This is a genomic window from Bariatricus sp. TF06-38A (assembly GCF_027690675.1).
GTDB classification, from domain to species: Bacteria; Bacillota; Clostridia; order Lachnospirales; family Lachnospiraceae; genus Allocoprococcus; species Allocoprococcus comes.
In genome coordinates this window covers 1-20,159 of the sequence record NZ_JAQFCE010000007.1, presented here as the reverse complement: position 1 = coordinate 20,159, position 20,159 = coordinate 1, and the positions used below count along the sequence as shown (strand labels likewise).

General features: G+C 41.0%; 26 protein-coding genes and 2 pseudogenes. 13 read left to right on the top strand and 15 right to left on the bottom strand.

Translation table 11 applies throughout. The features are described 5' to 3' along the window. Positions 1-6: 6 nt before the first annotated feature. The 10 genes from PG418_RS07590 (at position 7) to PG418_RS07545 (ending at position 6,414) form a co-directional block, all read left to right on the top strand. Positions 7-918 carry a conjugal transfer protein gene (locus PG418_RS07590; protein WP_195678573.1) on the top strand — a complete coding sequence of 304 codons (912 nt, stop codon included), beginning with the start codon at positions 7-9 and terminating at the stop codon, positions 916-918. A gap of 144 nt (positions 919-1,062) precedes the next feature. Beyond that, on the top strand, positions 1,063-1,377 hold the full coding sequence (locus tag PG418_RS07585) for a DUF6442 family protein (RefSeq protein ID WP_055267761.1): 315 nt from the start codon (positions 1,063-1,065) through the stop codon (positions 1,375-1,377). Position 1,378: 1 nt separating this feature from the next. After that, the gene (locus PG418_RS07580; protein ID WP_005342572.1) at positions 1,379-1,588 is read left to right on the top strand and encodes a helix-turn-helix transcriptional regulator; all 210 of its coding nucleotides are present in this window, start codon (positions 1,379-1,381) and stop codon (positions 1,586-1,588) included. Positions 1,589-1,602: 14 nt separating this feature from the next. Continuing rightward, on the top strand, positions 1,603-1,932 hold the full coding sequence (locus PG418_RS07575) for a DUF3784 domain-containing protein (protein ID WP_009243023.1): 330 nt from the start codon (positions 1,603-1,605) through the stop codon (positions 1,930-1,932). Positions 1,933-1,947: 15 nt separating this feature from the next. Continuing rightward, positions 1,948-2,172 (top strand): hypothetical protein, encoded by a 225-nt coding sequence (locus PG418_RS07570; protein WP_055171218.1) that lies wholly within the window; start codon positions 1,948-1,950, stop codon positions 2,170-2,172. 279 nt (positions 2,173-2,451) lie between these two features. Continuing rightward, positions 2,452-2,871, top strand: coding sequence for an RNA polymerase sigma factor (locus tag PG418_RS07565; protein ID WP_117762184.1), 420 nt, complete (start codon positions 2,452-2,454; stop codon positions 2,869-2,871). A gap of 1 nt (position 2,872) precedes the next feature. Beyond that, complete coding sequence (locus PG418_RS07560) at positions 2,873-3,121, top strand: helix-turn-helix domain-containing protein (protein ID WP_004613734.1); 249 nt, start codon at positions 2,873-2,875, stop codon at positions 3,119-3,121. A gap of 421 nt (positions 3,122-3,542) precedes the next feature. Beyond that, complete coding sequence (locus tag PG418_RS07555) at positions 3,543-3,665, top strand: hypothetical protein (protein ID WP_002323371.1); 123 nt, start codon at positions 3,543-3,545, stop codon at positions 3,663-3,665. A gap of 79 nt (positions 3,666-3,744) precedes the next feature. Then, positions 3,745-5,373, top strand: coding sequence for a recombinase family protein (locus PG418_RS07550; protein WP_117762186.1), 1,629 nt, complete (start codon positions 3,745-3,747; stop codon positions 5,371-5,373). Between the two features lie 51 nt (positions 5,374-5,424). Further along, positions 5,425-6,414 (top strand): N-acetylmuramoyl-L-alanine amidase, encoded by a 990-nt coding sequence (locus PG418_RS07545; protein ID WP_498837262.1) that lies wholly within the window; start codon positions 5,425-5,427, stop codon positions 6,412-6,414. Positions 6,415-6,901: 487 nt separating this feature from the next. Here PG418_RS07545 and eda read toward each other — a convergent pair. Further along, positions 6,902-7,312, bottom strand: a pseudogene (gene eda / locus PG418_RS07540) (bifunctional 4-hydroxy-2-oxoglutarate aldolase/2-dehydro-3-deoxy-phosphogluconate aldolase); the annotation flags it as partial. A gap of 46 nt (positions 7,313-7,358) precedes the next feature. Between eda and PG418_RS07535 the strand changes: the two are divergent. Beyond that, positions 7,359-7,523: pseudogene (locus PG418_RS07535) on the top strand (IS110 family transposase); the annotation flags it as partial. A gap of 352 nt (positions 7,524-7,875) precedes the next feature. Here the strand turns inward: PG418_RS07535 and PG418_RS07530 are convergent. From PG418_RS07530 to PG418_RS07510, 5 genes are all read right to left on the bottom strand, one after another. Further along, complete coding sequence (locus tag PG418_RS07530) at positions 7,876-8,673, bottom strand: YhfC family intramembrane metalloprotease (protein WP_243268490.1); 798 nt, start codon at positions 8,671-8,673, stop codon at positions 7,876-7,878. 19 nt (positions 8,674-8,692) lie between these two features. Continuing rightward, entirely contained in the window at positions 8,693-8,995 is a 303-nt protein-coding gene (locus PG418_RS07525; RefSeq protein WP_008372645.1) for a hypothetical protein, read from the bottom strand. A 9-nt stretch (positions 8,996-9,004) separates the two neighbouring features. Further along, positions 9,005-9,211, bottom strand: coding sequence for a helix-turn-helix transcriptional regulator (locus PG418_RS07520; protein ID WP_003865061.1), 207 nt, complete (start codon positions 9,209-9,211; stop codon positions 9,005-9,007). Further along, entirely contained in the window at positions 9,208-9,537 is a 330-nt protein-coding gene (locus PG418_RS07515; RefSeq protein WP_005608366.1) for a DUF6442 family protein, read from the bottom strand. The genes PG418_RS07520 and PG418_RS07515 overlap by 4 nt, the downstream gene beginning before the upstream one ends. A 214-nt stretch (positions 9,538-9,751) precedes the next feature. Continuing rightward, a complete protein-coding gene (locus PG418_RS07510; protein ID WP_173686530.1) occupies positions 9,752-10,198 on the bottom strand; it encodes a GntR family transcriptional regulator in 447 nt (148 codons plus the stop codon). Between the two features lie 157 nt (positions 10,199-10,355). Between PG418_RS07510 and PG418_RS07505 the strand changes: the two genes are divergently transcribed. Beyond that, the gene (locus PG418_RS07505) at positions 10,356-11,138 is read left to right on the top strand and encodes an HAD family hydrolase (protein ID WP_055261699.1); all 783 of its coding nucleotides are present in this window, start codon (positions 10,356-10,358) and stop codon (positions 11,136-11,138) included. A gap of 273 nt (positions 11,139-11,411) precedes the next feature. On the opposite strand, the gene PG418_RS07500 is transcribed toward PG418_RS07505, so the two are convergent. From PG418_RS07500 to PG418_RS07460, 9 genes are all read right to left on the bottom strand, one after another. Beyond that, a complete protein-coding gene (locus tag PG418_RS07500; RefSeq protein WP_349096377.1) occupies positions 11,412-12,278 on the bottom strand; it encodes a phosphatidylserine decarboxylase in 867 nt (288 codons plus the stop codon). A gap of 33 nt (positions 12,279-12,311) precedes the next feature. Next, positions 12,312-12,953: a CDP-alcohol phosphatidyltransferase family protein gene (locus PG418_RS07495; protein WP_022220680.1), complete on the bottom strand. Its 642-nt coding sequence runs from the start codon at positions 12,951-12,953 to the stop codon at positions 12,312-12,314. Continuing rightward, positions 12,947-13,981, bottom strand: coding sequence for a lysylphosphatidylglycerol synthase transmembrane domain-containing protein (locus PG418_RS07490; protein ID WP_022220679.1), 1,035 nt, complete (start codon positions 13,979-13,981; stop codon positions 12,947-12,949). Before PG418_RS07490 ends, PG418_RS07495 begins: the two co-directional genes overlap by 7 nt. Further along, positions 13,971-14,510, bottom strand: coding sequence for a phosphatase PAP2 family protein (locus PG418_RS07485; RefSeq protein ID WP_227120131.1), 540 nt, complete (start codon positions 14,508-14,510; stop codon positions 13,971-13,973). The genes PG418_RS07490 and PG418_RS07485 overlap by 11 nt, the downstream gene beginning before the upstream one ends. Positions 14,511-14,761: 251 nt before the next feature. Further along, complete coding sequence (locus PG418_RS07480; RefSeq protein WP_498837261.1) at positions 14,762-15,505, bottom strand: amino acid ABC transporter ATP-binding protein; 744 nt, start codon at positions 15,503-15,505, stop codon at positions 14,762-14,764. Continuing rightward, positions 15,495-16,184: an amino acid ABC transporter permease gene (locus tag PG418_RS07475; protein WP_008372629.1), complete on the bottom strand. Its 690-nt coding sequence runs from the start codon at positions 16,182-16,184 to the stop codon at positions 15,495-15,497. Before PG418_RS07475 ends, PG418_RS07480 begins: the two co-directional genes overlap by 11 nt. A 24-nt stretch (positions 16,185-16,208) precedes the next feature. Further along, positions 16,209-16,982, bottom strand: coding sequence for a basic amino acid ABC transporter substrate-binding protein (locus PG418_RS07470; RefSeq protein ID WP_008372628.1), 774 nt, complete (start codon positions 16,980-16,982; stop codon positions 16,209-16,211). A 120-nt stretch (positions 16,983-17,102) separates the two neighbouring features. Further along, positions 17,103-17,921 (bottom strand): undecaprenyl-diphosphate phosphatase, encoded by an 819-nt coding sequence (locus tag PG418_RS07465; RefSeq protein ID WP_022220164.1) that lies wholly within the window; start codon positions 17,919-17,921, stop codon positions 17,103-17,105. A 12-nt stretch (positions 17,922-17,933) separates the two neighbouring features. After that, positions 17,934-18,776, bottom strand: a complete 843-nt coding sequence (locus PG418_RS07460) for a Cof-type HAD-IIB family hydrolase (RefSeq protein ID WP_498837260.1) — start codon at positions 18,774-18,776, stop codon at positions 17,934-17,936. A 146-nt stretch (positions 18,777-18,922) separates the two neighbouring features. Between PG418_RS07460 and PG418_RS07455 the strand changes: the two genes are divergently transcribed. After that, positions 18,923-20,056: a cell wall hydrolase gene (locus PG418_RS07455; RefSeq protein WP_195367885.1), complete on the top strand. Its 1,134-nt coding sequence runs from the start codon at positions 18,923-18,925 to the stop codon at positions 20,054-20,056. Positions 20,057-20,159: the final 103 nt, after the last annotated feature.

The window sequence follows — 20,159 nt, the reverse complement described above, 5'->3', positions numbered from 1 at the left end:
GAAAATATGTTTAAGAAGAATAAGAAACAGACAGAAACTATCAAAGAATCAAAAGAAAAAAAGGTGCGTACTGTTAAGGTAGGCACACATAAGAAAGCCGTGATTGCGTTGTGGGTGGTACTTATTGCAAGCGTGAGCTTTGGGGTGTATAAGAATTTTACTGCTATCGACCAGCACACGACCCACGAAAAAGAAATCATTGAGCTTCGCTTGCAGGACACCAACGGGATTGAAAATTTCGTGAAGAATTTTGCGAAGTCCTACTACACATGGAATAACAGCAAAGAAGCGATTGAAGCAAGGACGCAGGCAATCAACGGTTATCTGACAAAGGAATTGCAGGACTTGAATGTTGATACAATCAGAACGGATATACCGACCAGCTCCACGGTTACAAATGTGATTGTATGGAGTATTGAACAGTCGGGAACGGACACTTTTTCTGCTACCTACGAAGTAGATCAGCAGATAAAAGAGGGAGAACAGACAAACAATGTGAAAGCAACCTATACAGTAAAAGTCCATGTGGACGCTGACGGGGATATGGTAATCGTTCAGAACCCTACCCTTGCACCAGCAATCGAAAAATCGGACTATGAGCCAAAGACACCAGAAGCAGACGCAAGCGTAGACGCTGATACCGTAAACGACGCTACCGCATTTCTGGAAACATTCTTTAAGTTGTACCCGACAGCTACGGAAAAAGAGCTTGCTTACTATGTATCTGGAAATGTGGTTGAGCCTATCGGCAGGGACTACCTTTATTCTGAATTGGTAAACCCTATCTTTACAAAGGACGGGGACAATGTAAAAGTCAAGGTAGCTGTGAAATTCCTTGATAATCAGACAAAAGCGACGCAGGTATCGCAGTATGAGCTTGTGCTACATAAGGATAGTAACTGGAAGATTGTAGGATAAATGATATAGCGTGCATTTCCTATCAGATTTGCACGCTTTTACAAAACGACAAGAAAACTGTGCAAAAATATTGACTTGTAATGACCGAATGCTATAATATAAATGACAAGTGTACTTGGTATTATTTGAAAGGAGCGTTATATAATGGATAAAGAAAAAATACTATCACAAAACAAAAAAGAGAATCTATATCTTGATGAATACGAAAAACATATTAAACTTCAAGGGAAATCTTTTGGCTTAATGTTTGTTTTATTTATCTGCATTTTAATTCTTTTCATTAAAGCAGTTTGTAAAGAACCTTACTATGATATAATGACAATTATTGGGTCTGTGGCATTTGGCTCTATGGGTTATGAAGCACATATTTCAAAAAATAAATCCAAATTTGTTATTGCTTTATTCTTTCTTCTATTTATGGGGTATTACTTTTATAAATTTTTAATGATAGGTTTATAGAATGGACGAACATTTAATTTTGCGAAACAGATTAAAAACTGTACGAAAAGAAAAAAAATTATCACAAACAGAATTAGCTGAACTAGTCGGGGTTTCTCGGAATACAATTAGTTCTATTGAAACTGGACAATTTAATCCAACAGCAAAATTGGCATTAGTGCTTTGTATAGCTTTAGATAAAAAATTTGAAGAATTATTTTATTTTGATTAAAGGAGAGAACGATTATGGAATTAGAGGAATTGATTGTTGAAATAGTTATAGGATTGTTTTTACTTTTTATATCTTATCAAATAGGAATAAAAGAGAATATTACTTTATTACATGGTTATCATTATACACAACTTGACCCTAAAGATAAAAAGGTGTTTACAAAAAAAATAGGAATAGGCACTTTACTGGTTAGTATTGGTATTCTTGTTATGCCGATTATCAATTTAATCTCTCATTCTGAATTAGGCTATTACATAGGTCTTATTTTGATTGTTGTAGGAGTGTTTTATATCATATTCATCATTGTAAAATACAACGGAAAACTTATTAGCTTTAAAAAGTAGAATTGAGGTATGAATATGATAGGACTGAACAAAAGAGATATAAAAAAGGCATTGAAAGCTGGTGCAAAAGCTGGCGGTGTATCATTGGCTGATGTTCGGGCGGATATTGAAGCTACGATTGATGAAGCTATGAATAGCACCGACCCAGAGGTGCAGGCAAATTTCAAAAAGTATTTTGGGAATAAACGCCCTACACCAGAAGAATATATTTATAAGATTACCAAAAAGACAAAAGTGTAATACAAAACAAATGCTGTAAGGGGGATTGTATTATGGAACATTTTAAGCGAAATTCTATACAATCATACACTACCTAATAGCATTTTATTAAAAACTGAATATCTTACAGCTTTAATAGCTCGTATAAAACTATATGTTTTGTGCGGGCTTTTTTCATACCAAAAAAAATTTTTTTAATTTTTTCGGTTTCAACTTAACAAATCACACCTGCCGTTCCCTATATGGTGCGGAAAGAGGGATAACCACTTTTCACGTCGTAACGGAAAGGGGGTGAGATTGATGAAACCGTCTGACTTCCAGAAAACAGTTCAATGCCGTTTTGAAAGTTGTTTGAAGAAAGTTGTCCGACATGTTGTTAAGGACTATCAGAAGAAATTAAAACGACGACAAAAGGAAGAAACACTCTTTTGTGAACTTCCAGAAATCGTTGTAGAAAATCTGGCTGTCTGGGACGACTATGATACGGACTATACGATTTTCAATGTATGCGGTAATGATATTCGTGTCTATGATGATGAATTGGCAGAAGCCTTGAAACAGTTATCCGAGCGTAACCGTGAAACTTTGCTGATGTATTACTTCTTGGAAATGAACAACGAAGAAATTGCAAAAAAGCAGAATATTTCCAGAAGCGGTGTATTCCAAAATCGACATAACTCATTGGTACTTATGAAAAAATTACTAAAGGAGAAACAGTAAAATGAAGCAAACATTTAAGAAGCCGTCCTACTATTTGCTTTCACAAGCAATGGACGGAGACGAAAAAGCGATTGAAAAGATACTGGCATTTTATGACCCGTACATATCAAAGTGCTGTCTGCGTCCACTCTATGATGAATACGGCAATGTTTATATTGTTGTAGATATGGAATTAAAGGGACTTATCAGAGAAGCACTTATCAAAATGATTTTAGGGTTTGATATCGCCTTAGAAATCGAAGAAGAATAACAAGCAGTAACCGCAGAGTATGATTTGTTCAATCCCCTCTTTCCTGCTCTGCACCTGCTTTTACATGAAAGCAACACGCTTTCGCCACAGCTCTTTGACAACTGAATAAAGCAGACAGATACGTTTGTGAGATAGCGAGCCACGGGGACTGTACGCCACGACCTTTTCAAAAGAAAGCGAGCGACCCACGCAGTGATCCGAGAGCGACTGTTGGAAAAGTCGTTTTGCCACGACCTATCCTCACAGAATAATGATACGTCCGCATGGTGCGGTTCTGCCCACAAGAATGGGAATAGTTGAGATACTAACGGAGCTTTCCAAAGCCGTCTGTCTGCTTCTGTAACATTGTGAAAAACACGCATATTGGATAAGCCTATGTGCGTATGTTGAGAATAGATAGCTGACTAAGGGGGCTGATAACTTGGCTAAAAAAGAACCTGCACAATATATCGTAGAACGGGAATTTTTAGGTAAATTTTCCGTAGAGGAATTGCTTGTCCGTATCGTGAAATCTCATGTAAAAAAAGGACTATCAAGAGGGTAAAACCCTTGAAAACAATGGAAAGAAGCCGTACTTTATGGTATAATATTATCATAGGTACGGCAGTTGAATAGGTGGAAAAATGATTTATCAAAAAGGTTCAAACTTATTTAACGTGGCTATTTATATCAGATTATCACGAGAGGACGGAGATAAGGAAGAAAGCGATAGTGTAGGAAATCAGAGAAAACTTTTAACAGAATATGTGAACAAGCATGATGACTTTATCTTATATGATGTTTATATTGATGACGGTTTTACGGGAACGAATTTCAATAGACCAGACTTTCATAGAATGATTGCTGACATTGAAGATAACAAGGTAAGTTGTGTTGTTGTAAAAGACCTTTCCCGTTTCGGACGAGATTACATTGATACGGGGCGATATTTGGAAAGAATATTTCCAGAGCTTAATGTTCGTTTTATTTCTGTAACAGATAATATTGATAGTATGAAGCAGGCATACGATATGTTACTTCCTATTAAAAATATATTCAACGAGCAGTATGCCAGAGATATTTCTAATAAAATTCAAGCGACTGTAAAATCAAAGCAGAAAGCAGGAGAATTTATCGGAGCTTTTACAAGTTATGGTTATAAGAAATCTCCTGCAAATAAAAATAAACTTGTGATTGATGAATATGCGTCCGAAGTTGTAAAAAGAGTATTTACTATGTATGCACAAGGAATAGGAAAACAAAGCATTGCCAAAATACTAAATGCAGAGGGTATCCTTTGTCCGTCGGAATATAAAAAGCTCAACGGCGAAAATTACAAAAATTGCAATCGTTTAGAGAAAACTTCTTATTGGACGTATTCCACGATTAAAGTGATGTTACAAAATGAGCTTTATATTGGAAATATGGTACAAGGAAAGAAACATCAACGTATGAGAAGCAAACAGCGTCCAGTTGAGAAAGCAAACTGGATAAGGGTTGAAAATACACATGAACCGATTATAGACCGTCAACTGTGGGATAAGGTACAAAAACTGCTGACGAAAAAACATAGGGATATTGATTTAGAAACAAATAAAAATATCTTTGCAGGTTTTATCAAGTGTGGCGATTGTGGTCGGGCAATGATGAAAAATTTCTGGCGACGTGCTGACGGAAGTAAGTCCTATTCATTTTATTGTGGAACTTACAAAAGAAGTGGAAAAGATTATTGCACTCCGCACACGCTCCCGTTTCAAGTATTGAATGATATTGTGCTGGGAGATTTAAAGCAGATTATCCGCAATGTAGAGAACTTGCAGGAACTTGTAAAATCACAATCTTTCACAGCAATAAAAATCAGAAAATCAACAGACATAGAACTGACAAAGTTAAAAGCAGAGCTTGAAAGAGTGAAGAAGTTGAAAAAGTCAATTTATGAAGATTACAAAGACGAACTGATTTCTAAAGAAGAATTTCTTTCTTATCGAGAGGACTATCAACAAAAAGAAACGCTTTACTCCAAACAGATTGAAACGCTGGAAGAAAAGAAAAAGGAAAGTGTAACAGAAGATGTTTTTGAAACACCGTGGTTAAGGCGGTTGTTGGAACTGAAAGACATTGAAGAATTAGACAGAGATATTATTGTGGAAATGATAGACCAGATAACAGTTTATGAAAACCACAAACTTAAAATCTCATACAACTTCGGAAATGAACTGGAACATTTATTTTCAAGCGTTTACTGTGAGGACTTGGAGAAAAAGGCTATCTAATCTCAATACATTTCTAACTCCCCATATATATTGGGGAATACATATCACAATTTGCGTAAACTACAATCAGCACACGGAGGACGTGATCCGGGAGCTGTGTATAATGGTCGCCAGGAAAAGGATGATGTACTGAAGCTGGTGCTTGCGATCGGAGAAATTTTACAAAACAGCGGAATTGATGTGGAATACACACGGACAACAGATATTTATGAGACACCTTTCCAGAAAGCAACAGAGGCAAACGAAGCCGGTGTGGATTTCTTCATATCGATCCATCGGAATTCTAGTCCTCTTGCCAATCAGTACATGGGTGTGGAAAGCCTGATCTATAACCTTTCCGGTATCAAATATGAGATGGCGGAAAATATCAATGCACAGTTGGAGACAGTTGGGTTCAAGGATCTCGGAGTAAAGGCGCGCCCAAATCTGGTTGTCCTTCGCCGTACAAAAATGCCGGCGATTCTGGTCGAAGTCGGTTTTATCAATTCTGATTCTGACAACACTCTTTTCGATAAGAACTTCTATGATATTGCGCAGGCAATTGCAGATGGAATCCTGGATACGCTGGAAGAAAAAGGGCTCTGGAAACCAGAAGGCGCAAGAAACAGTTCGACCGCATCGGAATCCGGAAGGACTTCTTCTGACGCAGATACTTCTGCTTCCGTTTCTCCTGCTGACGTTTCTGCAAAATCAGATGTTGGTACCCTGACAAATTCAGGCTCAGTCCCTGATTCTCCTTGTACGTCAGACTCTGCTCACATGAATCCGTCTGATGAAAATACAGACTCCGAATTTCCTAATTCTTCTCCATCTGTAACCTACAGTGTGCAGGTCGGTGCATTCCGAAATCCGGCGTATGCCAGACGGCTTCTTAACGAACTGACCGAAATGGATTTCCCTGCCCGGATTGATGACAGCAGCCAGTATGACCGGGTTCTGGTCGGTCAGTTCGATGTATTGAATGATGCTGCCATGATGGAACGAAGACTAAAACAGAGCGGATATCCAACTGTGATCGTGAGTTTTTCTGAAGAAACCTGATTGATTCTGCAAAAAATTCATACATTAGCTTCCATGATTTTCTTCTTCTTTTGCTGACCATGGAAGATGACTGTTTAAGGGAAGAACTTTACCATTTTTTCGGACGCTCCGATGAAACACCATCAAAAGCTGCTTTTTTCACCAACGTACAAAATTAAAAGATGGTGCATTATGGGAACTTTTGCAGATTTTTAACCAGAAGCTTAAACCTACTCTATACAGGAACCGTTATCGTTTGGTTGCTTGTGACGGTTCTGTTGCTGATATTTTCCGTGATGAAAAAGATACAGAAACTTATTTTGAACCAAACAATAAATCTCCCAGAGGTTTTAATCAGATCCACATCAATGCACTTTAAGCCAAGTAAAAAGAACAGAAAAGATTCTCAGATACCAAAATCTTTTCTGTTCTTTTTTGTATATTATAAAGGATAGATTAGTACCTCCTCAGAGGTCATGTGTTCCCCTTGATAAAAGGGCTCAGTTCATTAAGGGCGAATGCTCTTTGCCAGTTCTTTCGCTTCTTTTGTCAGATTACAGATTTTCTCGAATTCGCCGTTTTTGATCAGATCTGCTTTTACCATCCAGCTTCCGCCGCAGCAGATGATCTTGTCAAATCCCAGATAATCTTTCAGATTCTGTGTTCCGATTCCACCTGTCGGCATAAAACGAAGCTGATTGTATGGTGCTGCCATTGCTTTGATCATAGCCACTCCACCTGCAGGTTCTGCCGGGAAGAATTTAACTACTTTCAGTCCTCTTTTTACTGCCTGTGCCACTTCGGATGGTGTCACACATCCCGGGAAGATCGGAATTTCTTTTTCCAGACAGTAATTTACGATTTCAGTATCGAATCCAGGACTTACGATGAATTTTGCTCCTGCCTTAACAGCAGCATTTCTCATAGAATCCGTTTTCCTTGAGTTCCTCTAAGTTTTCTCCAAGCCTGTAAACGAACCTGTCTATCAGTTCCTTGATAGAAAACGCGCTGAAAGAAAACCATACCTTGTTTACATGACCGCTGGTACCAATAAATTCTTACGAATCTACTATGGCAAGGTTAAGGAGTGCTTACACAACTTAGAGCAATCTCAAATCGAAGAGTCTTAAATATCAAACGATTATCACCTCCGTTAAGCTAGCCGTTTTGGGTAGCCTATTTCTTGTGCCTATTTTTCAACTCTTAAATTTCTTCAAAAAGTACTTGACTTTTTATTAGTAGGTTTTCCTGCCGAAAATATAAAAGCCACAGAAAAGATACATTAATCCTTATTTGTGTCATTTCTCGGGGCGAAAATAGGGGTAAATATCCCTTTCTAAGCCTTTCAAAAAAGCACATAAGTTATTTGTACTAACCTGTGGTTATGTATTGAATTATGGGTTTTGGGTAACAAAAAACACCGTATTTCTACGGTGCGTTCTGTCAGATATATTCTGTTTTATGATAGCAGAAAACTGGAATTCACAGTTCTTCCATCCTTCCCATCTTCAGCGCCATAACAAGAGTTCCGGCTGCCATCATAAAGACACCAATTTCAATCACATAGATGGGAAGAAGCGCCGGACCTGCCACGGCAAAGAAGTCCACGATAAAATGAATCCCATATGCAAGAACCGCTGTAAAAGCCGCTGTCCTGCATTTGCCTGCCTTTACCGCCCGGTAGATCAGCAGTGACAACCCGATATGCAGAATGATGGCACTGATTCTTTCGATTCCGCTTACAAAAAAGAGTGGTGCCGGTGTTGTCCATAGGGCCGACAGCTGTGACACGGTCTGGTTTGCAGACTCAGCAGGAAGTGCCGCCAGCGTATTCTGCATGGCTCCGCTGTTGATCATCAGCATGGACACAAGATTGCTGATTCCGGAGAGTCCTCCGATCAGAATGGCCTCCACACCGCCATGCCCGATTCCATACATCAGTGCATTTGGAAAATCCAGCCATTTCTTCATCCAGAACTTCATGGCAATCAGTCTTCCGGTCTCTTCAAAAACCGCTGCAGCCAAAGCCGCGTACACATAGTAAAGCCATGGCCTGCTCTGTGCGTTCAGTCCGCAGAACTGAATGACAAGAACATGCAGCTGCTGCTCCAACAGCATGGCAAACAGCAGATAGGTTCCTGCTCCGATAAAGAACGAGGAAATCCTTGCCTTAAGCTTCACCCTTCCTGCAATGAACAAAGCAATCGGTACCCCCATCGAGAGGACAACGGAGCAGATAACTCCCGCTATCGCCAGACCTGATATTGTGTTCAATTCCATCTTTATACCTCCCTGATTCTCAAAAAATTCCTTTATTGTATTTGAACTGTCCATACAATATAAAGCCTAATCCGACAATAACTGCTGGAAGAATGATATAATCTATAATTATTTCACTCCAAAACGAAACAATAAAACCTAATACAAGAGATATTCCTATAATCAGCGTTCCTGTGCCGACTGTTTTTCCATACTTTGGTATATCTTCTTCCTTTACTTTTCGCCTGTTATAAGAGTGAATTGTGCTGATATTGCCTTTGATATTTACAATTCCCAAAACAGATATGAACACTCCCAAAATCAACATTATAATATTTTCCATAATGACCTCCTAAAAATAGAATAGTTCCTCAAATTTTTTGTCCAATGCAATACAAAGAATCAGAGCCAATTTTGCAGTTGGATTAAACTGTCCTGTTTCAATAGAACTAATGGTATTTCTTGATACCCCTACCATTTCTGCAAGCTGAGCTTGAGAAAGATTTGCTTCTGTGCGAACTTCCTTTAAGTGATTTTTCAGTTGTAATTGTTCTTTCATATTCTCACCTCTAAAAGATGGCTAACAAATCCAACAAATGCCAAAATGGAAAGCACAAAAAACAGAACAGTCAAGACTAAATCGCTCTTTCGCTTCATTTTGATAAAACGAACTAACCATTGCGTTGCAATAATGCTGAAGTATATAACCCACGGACTGTAAATCATAGTATGAGCAAGCACAGAAGATAACAGCGAAAGCAAACAACACACTAAAGCACCAACTCTACTTGCGTGACTTCCGGCTTGATATACCACTTCCATTTCAGCCAAGTCCTTATTGCGATGTTCTTTTCTGCTTGCATTTAAGATTTCGTCCTTTTTCATAAAAACACCTCCATGCCAAGTTTTCTTTGCGTATTTTAATTATACACATACCAAGTTTTCTTGTCAATAGAGTTCATAAAAAAGTTACAACCGATATAAGAGATAACTTTTCTACCACTTCGATTATACTCACGACTTAATGACTTCTTGAATACTTGCCGAAAAAGAAAAACTGCCATCGGTTTGACAGCAGTTCTTCTTCGGTTGGTATCAGTTAGGAATACACAATATCATTCAATACAATCTCATCGGCACAGGCTCGAATGTTATTCATCAATCCTATCCATCTCATCATATCCGTTGCTTTTCTGCACGCCCAGGTTACAATCTCCGGTTCGATCATCAGACGTACATCAAACAGATCCAGTGCCAACCGATAACGGTCCTCCACGTTTCCAAACCCGAGAACATCATTTTCCATATAAATGGTACTGATGACATAAGTTCCGTCTCCTCTGCGCACTTCCAGCACGCCTCTTGTGACCAGCCCTTTAACCGCCTCTCTTACCGTACTTCGTCCAACTTCAAATAATTCTGTCAGTTCACCTTCAGTAGGTATCCTCTCTCCTATTTTTACCGGTTTATCCAGAATATATTTCATCAGTCGATCCTCTGTCTTCTGTCCCAGTGTCCGTTTTACACCTTTTCCGCTTTGCTGCATTTCGTCACCTTCTGCTTATCCGCTTTCTCAAATTTTAGCATTTGTTTTTTCTCTTTTCAACTCTGCATTGCCTGCCCTTCTCATTTTTGCTATACTGTCAATGTAGTTTTACGCCATAGTTTCCGGTGTATCGTTATTTTGACTCAGGAGGAAATTTATGATCAAATTAGTTGCAAGTGATCTGGACGGCACTCTGCTTCACAACTATCAGCAGACTGTGCCGAAAGAAATATATGATACGATTAAAGCACTTCATGAAAAAGGAATCATCTTCACTGCCGCAAGCGGACGCCAGTATGCCAATATCCGCAGGCTTTTCGCTCCTCTCGGCTTCGACATTCCATATATCGCTGAAAATGGTTCCATGTGCGTCTATAAAGAAGAGGTACTCGCCACCGGTCTGACTCCATCCAAAACCATCCGGCATATTCTGGATGCCCTAATGGAATACCGGAAGATCTATCACACCGGACACTGTATCCTTTCTGTAAAAGATACTTATTACAGCGACTCAACCGATGAACGTTTCATTGATTATATGGAAAATGATATGCATAACATCGTTACCTACGTGCCGGATCTGTATGCGATCAAAGAACCGATCATCAAAGCAGCCATCTGTGATTTTGGTGGCACAAAGAATCTGGAACCCTTCTTCCACAAAAGAATCGGGGATGAAATCCGCGTTGTAACTTCTGCGGATCACTGGATTGATTTTATTGCGCCAAATGCAAATAAAGGAACGGCACTGAAAGTTCTAATGGAAAAATTCGGGATCAAAAAAGAAGAATGCATCTGCTTCGGAGACCAGCAGAATGATATCGAGATGCTGAAAGCTGCGGGCACAGCGTATGTCATGGCAACCGGCCACCCTCTCGCCAAAAAGGCGGCAGATTACGTTGTGGAATCACCTTTGCCGGTGATGCAGGGGTTATTGTAGAGTGAAAATGGGGACGCTGCAGCTAAATAATTTTCTGAAACGAACAGCGCAGCTGAATGTTTCCGTCTTGACGGCATTTGAGACTTTTAGGGAATCTTAGGTTTTGAGAAGATGCGTTAGGGGAAGAAATCCACATTGTCTGAGCGACAGCGAGTTTGTGGATTTCTTCCCCTGTTTTTAGCATCTTTTCAAAATTTTAGAGTCCCTTAATGCCTCAAGCCTGTCCGGCAAGATGGAAACATTCAGCTGCGCGTCCCTTTTGAACCAGCAAGCCTATATAACTCCCCCTATGCGTTCTCCCATCTTCACAATGGTTTCTGCTCCCTGCAACGTGTTCCGGATCAGATCACTGTCTGGCAAGACTTTATCTGGCTCCAGGAGCAGCACAACCGTTGAACCTCCGAATTCAAATCTTCCTTTTTCTTCGCCGCGTTTTACCTGGCAGCGTTCTTTTTTATAATTTTGGATCTTTCCGACCATCAGTGCACCGACTTCCATCATCAGGACGGTGCCGAGTTTTTCATTTTTTACAAGACAGTATTCTCTGCTGTTCATTTTGTAGATCGGGCAGATATCATTTGCAATCGGATTTACAGTGTGAAAAATTCCCGGAATCCTTCTCTGATAGGTCTTTTCTCCATCTGCCACATAACAGTATCTATGGTAATCATCTACTGTAAGACGGATTACTACCGCCCAGCCTCCCATATAATGTCTGGCAAGCTTTGCATCGCGAATGAGTCTGTGGGTTGTATATGGAGTATGTTTAATGAAGAATTGTCCGTTTTCGTGAATTGGATAGACACTCACTTTCCCATCACATGGACTGATCAGTACGTTATCTTCTCTGTTAACCGGGCGTTCCTCAGCTTTTATTTTCCTGGTAAAGAAGTCATTATAGGAATCAAATTTCTGTTTTTCATATTTATTCAGATCGATCCCGTGGGTTCTGGCAAATAGTCCGGCAAAAACAGCGGACACTTTTGTATTCAACAGCTTCCCTCCCAGTCTGGATACTGCCGGTAAAAGAAGCGGGCGCATCAGTACTCTGGTTGCTGTATGGGTATACACAAATTTTAAAAACTTATCCTGACTGGTTGTCTTTTTTATCCGATGACCTTCTCTGTCCATGTAATACATTTCATTCCTCCTCTGCCGCTGACCGTCTGCCTGCTAAATCATACTCATATAACGCATATAATGTCTGACCAGGATGCCAATTACTGCCATTGCTACGATTACTACAATTGCTCCCATTGTTAGATTCTTTGGCTTCCTGAACTTAAAATTTGTAATAAATAAAATGCCGACCACCAGCATGACCACATGAATCGCAAGCATAAATTCACAACCTAAAAATGGTTTTAATACAACCACAAGCGGAAGTGCGATTGCCATGGATGTAATCGGGAGCCCCTGATAACATTCTCTTTTCTCTGCTGTTTCTTCCTGACGCTGTTCTTCCATCACATTGAACCACGCAAGACGGATCAGACCTGCAAGTACATAAAACATCAGGATTGCCACACCGATCACACCGCGCATTCCGAAACAGTAACAAAGAACAGCCGGCGCAACTCCGAAGCAAACAATATCGCTTAACGAATCAATCTGGATTCCGAAACGCTTTTCCACTTCTGTCCGGTTCTTTTTTGTTCTTGCAATCTTTCCATCAAACATATCACAAAGACCGGAGATTGCAAGACACATCACGCCCAGATGCAGATGCCCGTTTACTGCAAACATCATTCCTCCAATTGATACCATCAAACTGACATATGTAAGTACTACCGTATAATCATAAACCCCTAACATTCTATCTCCCTCTTTCTTCCAATTGTAAAATTTGCTACGATCGTAAGCAAGGCGCTCAGCCCCAGCTCTGTATAATATCCAATCCCACGGCTCAGGATCATTCCCGGCAAAAGAAGCCGTTTTCCGAATACCGGAATAAAAATCATGGCAAATAATTTTTCACTGATTCCCATACCTCCCGGCAGAGGAAGCATATCTACCGATACTGCAATGACCGCCTGCAGTGTAATGACTGCGACTGCTTTTACACCTCCAAGCCCAAATGCCTTATATACAAACCATGTAGCCGTAAACAGCGCAAACCGCTGGAACATGGTGATCGCAAATACATTCACGATCACCTGCTTGTGTTCCTTCAGAAAAACTGCTGTATCCCGGTACTGATCCATGGATGCATTCAGCTTTTCAATACGCGCCTCCTTATGGTGTAGAAAGTGCAGCTTTTCAAGCAGTGCCATTCCTTTTACCAGAATTTCTCTTGCAAGCCGCGGATGGAACACCAGCACCAGCATCGCTGTCACGCAGAAAACGTTCAGAGCTGTCCCCAGATAAAAGATATGCCGGATACTCCAGAGATATTTATGGATAAATCCCTGTCCGAACAGTACCAGCCACAATCCGACAACCACCAGTACCAGTTTATAAGTGATCGTAACGATCATCAGCACCAGCGTCGAAACCGGTATTGGTATCTTTTCTTTTTTCATATAATAAATCTGTGCCGGCTGTCCTCCAGATGCCGAAGGTGTGATACAGCTGAAGAAGAATCCAACCGATGAAAACAGAAAACATGTCCATTTTTTCAGCCGGATTTTCAGTGTCCGCATCATATAATAGATAATGATCGATTCTCCCCAGATAAAAGCCACAACACAGATCACTCCCGGAATCAGCCATAATACATTGACCTGTCCCAGGATCTTCACAATCTCACCAATATCTTCCCCATGAAATACGCCATACATTGTACCGGCAAATACCACCAGCAAAAATATGACATTGAAGATCGTCTTCTTTTTATTTTCCATCTCTCCTCATTCCTATCCGGTTTCCAAGTTTATTTGCTATTTTTTCTGTCAGACGCCGATAAATCTGCCATCCATTTGTCCGTCTGCTGATCTGCCAGGTTACTTCTGCAAGAAGAATTCCTGCTGCTGCATCCTGCCATACATGCTGCCTAAGCGCCAGTGTCGATATCACGACCAGTACCGTCATCAAGACAGAAAAAGCTTTATACCAGTTGGAAATCTTCCGGTTCTTCCTGACCGCAATACAGCTGAACCAGCTTGCCATGCAGTGAATGGACGGAAACAGGTTGATTGGCTTATCAACTGTATACAGAAACCGTACTGCCTGCGTCCAGATATCCGTCCCTGTCAGAACCGGCCTCGTATTCGTGGTCGGATAAAAAATAAAGCACAGCATACATACCAGCCGCGCATAAAAATCCGCAGTAAAAAACTGGTATTTCACCTTCTCCTCCCGCATCGATGCCATGAAATAGTTCACTACCCAGAAAAGATAACACCCAAAATAAATAATAATAAACTGTGGCATAAAAGGAATCACTTCATCCGCCGGACCAGAAAGATTATGAGTCTTGATTCCCGTCCGTAATAGCGGCACTCCCCAATATACCACAGCATTCATACAAAATGTAATAATAAGTGGAATTATAGTTTTTATTTTCTTCATACAATCTATACTATACATAAATAAAAAAATAGCAATAGTCTTTCGCAATTCTTAAAGAAAAAAGTTCTGTCTCTTAAGAAAACAGAACTTTTTTCTTTTATATTTCTTTATTTTTACAGAACCTTTGACAGGAATTCCTTTAATCGCTCATCCTTAGGATTTGCAAAGAACTCTTCCGGAGTTCCCTGCTCTTTTACTCTTCCTTCATCCACAAACATGACACGGTCAGCAACCTCTCTTGCAAATCCCATTTCATGTGTAACAACAACCATGGTCATGCCTTCCTGGGCAAGCTGTTTCATCAGCTCCAGAACCTCTCCAACCATCTCCGGGTCCAGTGCGGATGTCGGCTCATCAAAGAGCATTACATCCGGGTTCATGGCAAGGGAACGCACGATCGCGATCCGCTGCTTCTGTCCACCGGAAAGCTGTGACGGATAAGAATCTGCCTTCTCTTCCAGTCCAACCCTCTTAAGAAGTACTCTTGCTTCTTTTTCTGCCTCTGCTTTATCCTTTTTCAGGAGCTTGATCGGAGCCAGTGTGATATTTTCAAGAATCGTCTTATGTGGGAAAAGATTAAAGTGCTGGAACACCATTCCCATTTTCTGACGGTGTTTGTCGATATCTACCTTTGCATCTGTAATGTCCACACTTTCAAAATAAATATGACCTCCGGTCGGCACCTCCAGAAGGTTCAGGGAACGGAGGAATGTAGATTTTCCGGATCCTGACGGTCCAATGATTACCACAACTTCTCCTTTGTGGATCTCTTCTGTAATTCCATTCAGTGCATGAAAATCGCCAAATGCTTTCTGCAGATTTTCTACACGGATCAATACATCTCCATTAGTGGTCACTGTTCCTTAACCTCCTTTCCAGCATACTTACCAGTTTACTGAAGATCATAACCATAACCAGGTAAATGATCGCAACTGCCATCAGCGGCATAAGCGCATCGTAGGTTCTGCTTCGGATGATATCTCCGCCCTTTGTCAGATCCTGAAGGGCAATATATCCGGCAACAGAAGTCTCTTTTAAGAGAACGATAAATTCGTTTCCAAGTGCCGGAAGGACATTTTTAAACGCCTGCGGCATGATAATATAGATCATTGTCTGACGATAATTAAATCCAAGGCTTCGTCCTGCCTCAAACTGTCCGTTATCAACTGCCATAATACCGGAACGGAAAATCTCAGCAACATAAGCACTGGAGTTCATACCAAATGCCAGAATCGCTACGATCGTCTTACTGACATCCACACTTGCAAAAATTACAAAGTAAATGATAAGCAGCTGTACAACAACCGGTGTACCACGGATGACCGTGATGTAAATCTGGCAGATCAAATTCAGGAGCTTCAGCTTGCCGGTCTTATCGTATGTGGAACGGACAATTGCCAGAAGGAATCCGAGAACTACACCGATCAGGACAGCACAAAAGGTTACAATTAATGTAACCTTAAGTCCGTCTGCAATGTAGTGCCATCTGTCATCTTTTATAAAATTCATTATAAATCTTGCTTTAAAATCACTCATAAGACACCACCAGTCTGTACCCGATTAGTCTGTAATATATTTTGCAACGATTTTATCAAATGTTCCATCTTCTTTTAACTCTTTGATCGCATCATTGACTTTCTTAACCAGATCATCATTACCTTTTTTGATTGCCAGTGCATAGTCTTCTTCTACATAAGAAGTCTCCAGGATCTTCAGACCTTCATTTTCTTCTACGAATGTCTTAGCCGGCTGGTTATCAATGATCACTGCATCGATCTTGCCCTGCTGCAGAGCCTGTACAGCTTCCATACCTTTGTTGAAACGCTCTACATTATCATCACCGAAATCATCTGTAGAATAAATATCCCCTGTTGTTCCCTGCTGAACACCAATCTTCTTTCCTTTCAGATCATCCGGTTCTGTAATATCACTGTCATCTGTTACAATGATAACCTGAACTCCTGTATAATAGCTGTCAGAAAAATCAACCTGTGTAGCACGGTCTTCTGTTACAGTCATACCTGCTGCTCCGATATCTGCTTTTCCGCTCTGAACAGCCGGGATAATAGAGTCAAATGCCATATCTTCGATCTTCAGATCCATTCCAAGCTTGTCAGCGATTGCTGCTGCGAATTCTGCATCGATTCCGACAACTTCATCTCCGTCATAGTATTCAAATGGTGGGAATTCTGCGTTTGTAGCCATAACAAGCTTTTCTTTCTTGTCTGATTTTGCAGAGTCACTCTTTGATGAATCACTCTTTGATCCACATGCTGCAAAACTGAACACACATGCACATGCAAGTACAACACTGATTACTTTTTTCATTTTCATAATACCAACCTCCAAATTTTATCCATTTCCCCTATTCTATCATGTTATAAAGAAAAAACAAAGTGGGTTTTTATACATTTTTCTGCATAAATTCCCACCTTTTTTCGTGATTATTCTCTTTTAGCCGAAAATCAGGAAATAAAGAAGTACCAGAACTCCAAGTACAATACGGTAATAGCCGAATGCCTTAAAGTCATGCTTCTTGATATATCCCATCAAAAACTTGATCGCAAATACGGATACGAAAAACGCTACCAGGCATCCCACAAGCAAAATGACCACTTCGATCGCGGTATAATGGAATCCGAATTTGATAACCTTTAAGATACTTGCTCCGAACATAACCGGGATCGCAAGGTAGAAGGTAAATTCTGTTGCCACATAGCGGGAAGTTCCGATGAGCAGTGCTCCAAGGATGGTTGCTCCTGAACGTGAAGTACCCGGGATCAGTGCCAGGACCTGGAAACCTCCGATGATCAGTGCCATCTGATAGGTAAGCTCTGTCAGCTTTGTAACCTGCGGTCTGGTGTGTTCATTCTTTTTCTCGATCAGAATGAAGAAGATACCATAAATGATCAGCATCAGTGCAACAACTACATAATTGTAAAGATACTTGTCAAGGATATCATCAAATAACAGCCCGATCACAGCTGCCGGCAGACAAGCCACAACGATTTTGCACCACAGGTTGATTGTATTTCTCTTCTGCTTCGCTGATTTTCTCTTTGAAAACGGATTCAGCTTATTGAAATACAGAACAACGACCGCCATAATTGCACCGAGCTGGATCACAACACGGAACATACTGTTGAATTCATGACTTGTACTCATATGTAAGAACTGCTCTACCAGAATCATATGCCCTGTACTACTGATTGGAAGCCATTCTGTGATACCTTCCACGATACCCAGAATGACAGCAATTAAAACATCTAACATTTTGACCTCTTTCTATCCCCTCTCGGGATTCAATACAAATTTTTCAATGGCAGCCGCCACGCCATCCTCCTCATTGGACAATGTGATATAATCTGCCACCTCTTTTACTTCATCTGCTCCGTTTGCCATCGCAACACCAAATCCGACTTCTTTTAACATCATCAGGTCGTTGTTGCCATCCCCGCATGCCATGATCTCTTCTCGTTCAATTCCAAGAAGCCTGCCAAGCTGAATCAGTCCCATTCCTTTGTTAACTCCCAGTGCATTGATCTCCAGATTCGTTCTCATCGAATCACTGATGCTTAAATTCCCAAGCTCCATGATCCGCTGCTTTGCTTCCAGCCGTTCGTCCTGGCTCTTAAAAAGTGCATGGATCTTATCCATCTCATGCCCATTCATCTCTTCCATCTTCTCCCAGAGACTCTTAATGCCTTTGCGGGTGGTTCGGATATAATCTGCCATCGCAGGATTCCGCAGATACTCTCCGACTTTCAAAAGTTCATCTGCCTGTACGAAACCTCTTCCATCAAAATAGATCTCCTTGAACGTATCATAATCTCCAAAAATCTTAAGGATCGCTGCTCCCATCTCATAAGAGAGCATATTGGCATAAAGTACTTTGTCTTCCTGTAAATCCAGGATCCTTCCGCCGTTCGATGTCAGTGCGTACCTCATCCCCGGGAAATTCCGGAGTACTTCCGGGATCCCTGTCACCGGACGCCCTGTTGCAACCAGTACTGTTACCCCCTGGTCGATCGCACGTGTAAGTATTTCTCTTGTATGACTGGTCAGTTCTTTCTTATCATTCAGTAAAGTACCATCCAGATCAAGCCCTATCATTTTTATCTTTTTCATGAATAATTCCCTCATTTATGGTAAAGCTAAAAATACATTTCAAATCTTAGTATAACACGATTCCCCGTGTATGTATAACAAAATTTGCGGATTCAGGCATTTTGTAGTATACTGATAAAGGCTCAATTTTGAAGAAAGGAAGAATTATGAAGAAAAGGTTAAAAGCATTTTCAAGGACAACCATCGCACTCCTTACCGCTGCCCTGGTCTGTTCCCCGTTTACAAAAGCTTACGCCGATGACACTGTAGACTCTCTCGAAAAGCAGACAAACGGTCTTCAGAACCAGCTCGACTCTCTGAATCAGGACCTCACAAGTCTCAGCGCTGAGATCACAGATCTTGCATCAAAAATTGAGGATACGGATGCTTCCGTACAGAAAGCAGAACTGGATCTTGCCGCCGCAAAACTGGACGAGCAGTTACAGTATGATGCTATGAAGAAAAGAATCAAATATATGTACGAAACAGGAAATACGTCACTCTTGCAGATCATCTTTTCTTCTGAAAGCATGGGAGATTTCTTAAACAAAGCAGAATTTGTCAAGAACATTACAGAATACGACAGAAATATGCTGGATGAATTACAGAAGGTTCACGAGCTTGTCGCTAAAAAGGACTCTGATCTGAAAGCAGAGCAGGCTTCTCTGGCAGAGATGAAAACAAATCTCGACCAACAGGAACAGGAACTGAATGATAAGATTTCCTCTACTTCCGGTGAACTTCAGGCTTCATCCGAAGCACTGGCAAAAGCAAAAGAAGCACAGGCAGCCGCTGCTGCCGCACTTAAGAAAAAACAGGAAGAAGAAGCTGCAGAACAACAACGACAGGCAAAAGCTGCACAGACTGCTGCCAATAATACTTCAAGCAGCTCCGGGAACACGGATTCCGGTAGTTCCGGCGGCAATACAACGATTACAGTTCCGGATACTCCTGCCGAGACCACAGATCTGGTTCTCTTTGCTGCAATTCTGCAGTGTGAAGCTGGCGGTTACAATTATGACGGTATTCTTGCCGTTGCTACAGTCATCATGAACCGTGTAGCGAGTCCGCTGTATCCGAATACAATCAGCGGTGTCGTCTACCAGAGCGGTCAGTTTGCTCCAACCTGGGACGGAAGCTTAAGCCGCGTCTTGCAAAGAGGACCTGTATCCTTATGCTATCAGGTCGCTCAGGAAGCACTCGGCGGAGCACGGCTTGCATCTGTAAGCGGATGTTACCAGTTCCGAAGCGCAAGTACCGGAATGTCCGGGATCAACGTTGGGGGAAATGTATTTTTCTAAATCCTGTCCCAGTGGATGTGCGTTCGATTCATTCACAGGACAGAATGCAAAAAAACGGGGCTGTCGGTAAATAACGTTTTTTAAAGCTGACAGCACCAAACAA